Annotated in this window: 5 protein-coding genes; 4 read left to right on the top strand and 1 reads right to left on the bottom strand. The window is 72.5% G+C overall.

Going from position 1 to position 5,291, the window contains the following annotated elements; all coding sequences use genetic code 11:
- The first annotated feature begins 100 nt into the window (after window positions 1-100).
- Complete coding sequence (locus NS354_RS12405; protein ID WP_058594766.1) at window positions 101-607, top strand: nucleoside deaminase; 507 nt, start codon at window positions 101-103, stop codon at window positions 605-607.
- Window positions 604-1,887 (top strand): cytosine permease, encoded by a 1,284-nt coding sequence (codB, locus tag NS354_RS12400; RefSeq protein ID WP_058594765.1) that lies wholly within the window; start codon window positions 604-606, stop codon window positions 1,885-1,887. The genes NS354_RS12405 and codB overlap by 4 nt, the downstream gene beginning before the upstream one ends.
- Before the next feature lie 259 nt (window positions 1,888-2,146).
- Here the strand turns inward: codB and NS354_RS12395 are convergent, their stop codons facing one another.
- Entirely contained in the window at window positions 2,147-3,217 is a 1,071-nt protein-coding gene (locus NS354_RS12395; RefSeq protein WP_058594764.1) for a threonine aldolase family protein, read from the bottom strand.
- Window positions 3,218-3,383: 166 nt separating this feature from the next.
- On the opposite strand from NS354_RS12395, the gene NS354_RS12390 reads away from it, so the two are divergent.
- Window positions 3,384-4,268 carry an ABC transporter ATP-binding protein gene (locus tag NS354_RS12390; protein ID WP_058594763.1) on the top strand — a complete coding sequence of 295 codons (885 nt, stop codon included), beginning with the start codon at window positions 3,384-3,386 and terminating at the stop codon, window positions 4,266-4,268.
- Window positions 4,265-5,245: an ABC transporter permease gene (locus tag NS354_RS12385; RefSeq protein WP_241490539.1), complete on the top strand. Its 981-nt coding sequence runs from the start codon at window positions 4,265-4,267 to the stop codon at window positions 5,243-5,245. Before NS354_RS12390 ends, NS354_RS12385 begins: the two co-directional genes overlap by 4 nt.
- Window positions 5,246-5,291: the final 46 nt, after the last annotated feature.

Below are 5,291 nucleotides of genomic sequence, written 5' to 3'. Positions count from 1 at the left end.
GGCCGGCGGAGCGGCGGGACCCTGGAGCGGGGGGGGGTGCCCCGGCGGTGGAGCGGCCGGTGAGCCGTGCGGCACGGGCCGCGACGATACGATTGCAGTCATGCCGATTTCCGCTGAAGACCGCACGTACCTCGACCTCGCCATCGAACAGGCCCGACTCGGGTGGGAGGAGGGCGGCGTGCCGATCGGCGCCGCGCTCGTGCGGCACGGCGCGAACGGCCCCGAGGTGCTCGCCGTCGGCCGAAACCGACGCGTGCAGATGGGCAGCGTGATCCGCCACGGCGAGACCGACTGCCTCGAGAACGCCGGGCGACTGCCGGCCAGCGTGTACCGCGAATGCACCCTCTACACGACGCTGTCGCCGTGCACGATGTGCGCCGGCACTGCGATCCTCTACGAGATCCCGCGCATCGTGATCGGCGAGCACCGCAGCTTCGAGGCCTCCGAGTCGTGGCTCGCGAGCAACGGCGCCGAGCTCGTCATCGCCGACGACGAGACCTGCATCGGCCTGATGGATCGCATGATGCGCGAACGCCCCGAGATCTGGGCAGAGGACATCGGCATCGAGACCGACGAGCTCTCCGGCGGCGTGCGAGCCGGCGCGTGAGCGCAGCGGCCGAGACCGAGGCGGTCATCGACCGGGACTACCCGGTCACCCCCGTGCCGCAGCACGCGCGCAAGGGGTTCTTCTCCCTCATGGTGGTGCTGCTCGGCTTCACCATCTTCACGCCGACGATGCTCGCCGGCGCCGCACTCGGGCAGACGTTCGCGCTCGGCGACCTGCTCCTCGTGATCCTGCTCGGCTCTGCCGTGCTCGGCGCATACGTGGCGGTGCTCGGCTGGATCGGGGCGCGCACCGGGCTCACGACCGTCGTGATGGCCCGCTACACCCTCGGCACGCGCGGCTCGAAGCTCGCCTCCATCCTGCTCGGCGGCACCCAGATCGGCTGGTACGGCGTCGTGATCGGCACGATCGGCGAGCTCACCGCGCAGGCGTTCGGGTGGGAGAGCTTCGCGGCGAAGGCCGCGGTGATGATCGTCGTGAGTGCGCTGATGTGCGCCACCGCCGTCTACGGCTACCGCGGCATGTACTGGGTGTCGCTGATCTCGACCCCGCTGATCCTCATCCTCGCCTTCTGGGTGATGTTCCGCTCGCTCGATGAGGTGGGCGGCTGGGCCGGGCTCGCCGCGGTGCGCCCCGACGCATCGATGCCGATCGCGGTCGCCGTGACCGCGGTCGTGGGCACCTTCGTCTCGGCCGGAACGCAGGCGCCGAACTGGACGCGGTTCGGCCGCACCGGGCGGCAGGCCGTGCTGGCGTGCATCATCGGCTTCCTGATCGGCAACGGTCTGATGATCTTCTTCGGCGCGGTCGGCGCCATCACCTTCGGCGAGGGCGACTTCGTGCTCGTGCTCTTCAACCTCGGCCTCGTCGGCTGGGGGCTGTTCCTGCTCTTCGGCAACCTCTGGAAGTCGAACGCCGACGCCGCGTACTCCTTCGGGGTCGCCGGAGCCGAGCTGTTCGAGAGGCCGAGCAAGACCCGCTTCGTCATCGTCGGCTCGATCATCGGCACGGTGCTCGCACTCGTCGGCGTGAACGAGCACCTGCCGCAGTACCTCGGACTGCTCGGCACGTTCATCCCGCCGCTGGGCGGCGTCATCATCGGCGACTACCTCGCCCGGTGGCGGCGCACCCAGATGCCCGAGGGGGAGGCGCTGCCGCGCGCCAACTGGGTGAACCTCGGCGTCTACGCGGTCTCGTGCGCGCTCGCGTGGGTCGCCGGCGAGTTCGGGATCGGGATTCCGCCGATCATCGGCGTCGCCGCGGCCCTGATCCTGTCGTTCGCCCTCGCCCGCTGGTCGCCCCGCCGGTCGGTCGCCGCGTAGACAGCGGGGCTTGGGGCGGCGCGGTGCGGCTGCGGGCGTGCGGGCAGTGCGGGCGTGTTGCGGGTGTGCTGCGGGCCGGTCGAGCCCGCTGCTCCGGCCGGGCCCGCGCGAACTGCAGTGGATCCTCGCTCAACCGGACGCCGCCCGGGTGCGACGACCTGTACGACGCAGGATCCCCTGCATGGCCGCGGGTGCGTTGGCGCGCTGGCCGCGGGTGCGTTGGCCGCGGGCGCGCGGGCCGCGGGGCGCGCCGAGCGGGTCAGGCGGCGAGCACCTCGAGCAGGGCGTCGACGTCGGCCTCGGTCGTGTCGAACGCGCACATCAGGCGGTAGAGGCCCGGCTGCGTCGGCCACGCGCCGAAGGCGAACGCCGACTGCGCCCGCGTCGCCGTGCCCTGCGGCAACTCCACGAATACGGCGTTCGACTCGACGGGCTGGGTGATCCTGACACCGGGCACGGCCGCCTCGAGCTCGCGGATGCCGGCGGCGAGGCGCTGCGCCAACTCGTTCGCCCGCGCGGCGGAGCGCAGCCACAGGTCGCCCGCGTAGAGCGCGACGAGCTGGGCCGAGATGAACCGCATCTTCGAGGCGAGCTGCAGGTCGATCTTGCGCAGGAAGGGGATGCCGTTCGCCGCTCCCGGGCGCAGCACGACCACGGCCTCCGCTCCGAGCAGCCCGTTCTTCGTGCCGCCCAGGCTGAGCAGGTCGACCCCCGCGTCGGTGGTGATCTCGCGGAGCGGGACGCCGAGGTGCGCGGCGGCGTTGGCGAGACGCGATCCGTCGACGTGCAGCAGGAGGCCGAGGTCGTGCGCCTGGTCGGCGAGCGCGCGGATCTCTTCGGGGGTGTACACGGTGCCGAGCTCGGTGACCTGGGAGATGGAGACCGCGCCCGGCTGCGAACGGTGCTCGCTGCCGAAGCCCCACGCCTCGCGCGCCACGAGTTCGGGAGTGAGCTTGCCGTCGGGGGTGTCGACGCCGAAGAGCTTCAGCCCGCCCGTCTTCTCGGGGGCGCCGGCCTCGTCGGTGTTGATGTGCGCGGTGCGCGCGCAGATGACGGCGCCCCAGCGGGGGAGCGCGGCCTGCAGCGCCAGCACGTTCGCGCCGGTGCCGTTGAACACCGGGAACGCCTCGGCCGCATCGCCGAACAGCTCGCGGGCGACCTGCTGGAAGCGCGCGGTGATCGGGTCGCCGCCGTAGGCCGGCACGTGGCCCGAGTTCGCGGCGACGATGGCCTCGATCACCTCGGGGTGCGTGCCCGACCAGTTGTCGGAGGCGAACGCCCGGGAGACGGGTTCGAGCGGTGCTTCGGGGGCGGCGGCGTGCTGGCTCATCGCTCCAGCCTACGCGCGGGTCGGCCGGCGCGTCGGCGGGGCACGGCCTGCACGCGGCCCGCGCGGGCCGCGCGGATGCGGGGCGCGCGGAGTCCACCGACCGGTGGACCCCGGATTCGCCCGTCCGGTCGTACCGCCGCCGCTCCGCGTCGGGGAATCTGGGAGTATGCACACCACATCCAGTTCACCGGCCGTATCGGTACGCGGCCTCACGAAGCACTACGGCGATGCCCGGGTGCTCGACGGCGTCGACCTCGAGATCGCCCGGGGCGAGACCTACGCCCTGCTCGGGCCGAACGGCGCCGGCAAGAGCACGGCCATCGAGGTGCTCGAGGGGGTGCGGCGGGCCTCGAGCGGCGAGGTCGCGGTGCTCGGCGAGCATCCGCTCTCGGCGCCTCGAACGTGGCGGGCGCGGATCGGCATCGTCGCGCAGGCGACCGGCGATCCCGGCCCCTACACCCCGCGGGAGCTGATCGGCCACTTCGCGAAGCTGTACCCGAGCCCGCGCCCGGTCGACGAGGTGCTCGACCTCGTCGGTCTCGCCCCGCACGCGACGACGCGGGCGACCAAGCTCTCGGGCGGTCAGCAGCGGCGGCTCGACGTGGCCCTCGGCATCGTCGGGCGCCCGGAGCTCGTCTTCCTCGACGAGCCGACGACCGGCTTCGACCCTGAGGCTCGGCGCCAGTTCTGGGCGATGCTCGACGGTCTCGCCGACGAGGGAGCGGCGGTGCTGCTCACCACCCACTACCTCGACGAGGCCGAGCATCTGGCCGATCGCGTGGGCGTGCTGTCGGGCGGCACGATCGTGGCGGAGGCGCCGCCCGCGCTGCTCGGGGGCGCCGAGGCGCGCACCCCGGTCGTCAGCTGGCGCGACGCCGACGGCGTGCTGCGCGAGGAGCGTTCGCCGACGCCCGGCGCCGTCGTCGAACGGCTCATGCACGAGTCGCGGAGCATCGGGCGCCCGGACGGGCCGGACGCCCTCGAGGTGCGGCGGCCCGCGCTCGAAGACATCTACCTGGACCTGATCGGTGCGAACGGAGCGGAACGATGATCACGAACGATGCCCAGCCTGCGGTGAGCCCGGCGGACCCGATGGCGCGCCCGGCGGTGGCGAACCCGGCGCAGAGCCCGACGTCGCAGAGCCCGACGGACCCGGTGGCGCACCCGGCGCACCCCGCGACCGCGCGAGGGCCCGCCGGGGATGGGGACGCGCGACTGCCCGGGATCCTCGTCGCCGGAGCGCGGCGCATCGGCTTCGAGCTCCGCGGCTACTTCCGCACCCCCGATGCGGTCTTCTTCACCTTCCTCTTCCCACTCGTGATGCTCGGCATCTTCGGCGTCGCGTTCCAGGCCTCGGGCGAGGTGGGGGTGCGCGCCGATGGCACCGGGGGCGTGACGATGGCCGCCTACTACCTCCCCGGAATGGCGGCGGCGGGGCTTCTGCTGATCGGCGTGCAGAACCTCGCGACCGACATCGCCCGGGAGCGCAGCGACGGGTGGCTGCGCCGCCTCGGGGGTACGCCGCTCTCTCCGGTGAGCTACTTCATCGGCAAGATCGGCATGATCCTCATCACGGCGCTCGCCCAGCTCGTGCTGCTCATCGCGTTCGCGGTGGTCGCGTTCCAGGTCGAACTGCCGACGGAGCCCGAGCTCTGGCTGCGACTCGCGTGGCTCTTCGGGCTCGGGATCATCGCGATGGCGCTGCTCGGCGTCGCCCTCTCGGCGCTGCCGCGCTCGTCCCGGAGCGCGACGGCCGTGATCCTGCCGGTCGTGCTGCTGCTGCAGTTCATCTCGGGTGTCTACCTGCAGTTCTCGATGCTGCCGGAGTGGTTGCAGCAGGTGGCCGGTCTCTTCCCGCTGAAGTGGCTCGCGCAGGGCATGCGCTCCGTGTTCCTCCCGGAGCACTTCGAACTGCAGGAGCTCGGCGAGTCGTGGGATCTGGGCTGGGTGGCGGTGAACCTCGGCGTCTGGCTCGTGGTGGGTCTCGTGCTCAGCCTCCTCACCTTCAGGTGGCAGCGGAGGTCGTGAGAGAGTGATGCCATGAGTTCGCCCCAGATGCCGGCCCCGGGGCCGG

Source organism: Leucobacter chromiiresistens, assembly GCF_001477055.1.
Taxonomy (GTDB): Bacteria; Actinomycetota; Actinomycetes; order Actinomycetales; family Microbacteriaceae; genus Leucobacter; species Leucobacter chromiiresistens_A.
This window is presented reverse-complemented; position numbering and strand designations above follow the sequence as displayed.